Annotated in this window: 1 protein-coding gene; it reads right to left on the reverse strand. The window is 46.8% G+C overall.

The genetic code is table 11. The features are described from left to right. Nucleotides 1-328: 328 nt before the first annotated feature. Entirely contained in the window at nucleotides 329-1588 is a 1260-nt protein-coding gene (locus EBR25_13605) for a hypothetical protein (GenBank protein NBW42018.1), read from the reverse strand. Between the last annotated feature and the right edge of the window lie 272 nt (nucleotides 1589-1860).

A 1860-nucleotide genomic window follows, 5' to 3' on the forward strand; every position in this document is an offset into this window, starting at 1 on the left:
TCAGTCACGCTCTGTGACTCCCCTGAATCAATTCTATCGAACGCCATTCGCCAACATCGTGCCAACGAGTGCATACGATCAGTGAATTTTTTAACATCGCGGCGCATTTTCGGGAAGCGGTCTGACAAGAGGTCTCAAACACGCCCTAAAGTAGCCTTTCATTCTGCCTGAGACCGTCTTGTGTCACTTCTGAAACAGAGGTGCCGCAGGCACGTCTCATATCGGCTGCTCGAATCATTAGCTCCTGTGCTCCAAGCACCCATTTCAACTCCTCGCGCACAGCCCAAACGATAAGTGTTATTGAAGGAACTCCTCTTTCTTTTCATAGTCATGCTGTCAGTCCCCCTCTGTCTCTGGCCTGGATGTCGTGCCATCGATGAATGACTTTGAGCCGGCTTAGGACACGTCTGCGGAGTTCAAAGGGATTGAGCTTCATGTGCTCCGCAATAAGTCTTTCTTTCTGTTCCGGCGAAACATCTGGATCTTCCAAGAGACGCTCGTAAGGTGTTTTCGGTTGGTCGTATTCCTTTTTTATTTTTGATCCGACGCGTATTTTTGACAGGAGCTTTGTTGTCGGAACGAAGTGATTTCGCAATAGCCCCCAATCCCGGTAAGTTTGATTCAAAAGGTCACCCATTTTGCGGCTGTCCAGTCGCCCGTACCCCAGAAGCTGACGAACGAAAACATTGTTTTTCTGTTCGATAAAACATTGGTCATTCTTTTTGTATGGACGGCCTCGGACTTGTAGCAACGGTTTTTCACGTCTTGGATCCTTGCAGAAATCAATAACAACTTCTTTGTTTAAAAACTCTGTGCCTGAGTCGCTGCAAAGCATTTCCCAGGAAAAGAATGACTCCGATTCAGCTCTTTCAAGAACACGTTTTACTTCTAGAGATTGTTTGTTCCAAACAACCGCAGCTTCCGTCCAGGTGCTTTTGAGATCCGTCCAGCAGAGTGACCAATAAAAATTTCCAGAAAGATGCTCTCCACAGTGTGCAACAGTATCAGTTTCTATTGTTCCGACTTTTTTAGCTCTGAAGCTCATTGGTTTTACAGGCACAAGAGTCTTTACTTTGGCTCTTGCAGGCTTCGTGCCTGTGTTTCGTTCCCGTCTCCATTGAGCTCGCGCAGGTTTGAGAAAGTTATCGATAGAACTCTTCGACATCGTCATGAGTTCTTGCTTTATCTTTTGTGTCAGAGTCTGTTCTTGGTCAAAGTAAAGCCAATCTGGAAGCATCTCCCTCATTTTTCTGCCCGCCGGACGTCCCATGACCCGCCAGAGTCGCTTAAGATGGCTTTTGGCTTCCTCGGAGTATTTCTTTGCAGAACTGCCTTTACCCCGCCCCAATTTTGGAGGCTCGTCACGATTCATCAGCCGGAGCGAGGAATTTCTGTGGTAGCCAAGATTACGACAGATTTCGTCTAGAATCTTTGATTTCTCTGCTCTTGTATTTGAGTTGTTATAGCGACACCATAGCAGTGCGAGGTAATCTCGCTTCGATGAGTGTGGCACGGGAATCTCCAATTCTATTGGAATTTTTTCTGAATGTTCCCGTTGTCCCTCATCCTTTCTCTTTAATTCCGGCAAATTATGCCTATCTCCACTCTGAAAAATAACACTTATCTCTGGGGCGCTCGGCCTTAAAGATGCCCGAAACAGGAGTTTGAAACCTCGACCAGAAGCCTACGGGCCTGAGAGTAAAGACCATTTTGCACAAAGGGCAGCGGTATCTTTTGAGCTCGAGAAGAATTCCATCAAGGATTCTCGTAACAAAGCCATGCCCCCAAACTTTTTCACATCCGCATGAGCAACTTGGACGAATCCACTTGAAGCCTCGACCAAAATCCCGTAGCTCCACC

This window comes from bacterium (genome assembly GCA_009926305.1).
Taxonomy (GTDB): Bacteria; Bdellovibrionota_C; UBA2361; order UBA2361; family RFPC01; genus RFPC01.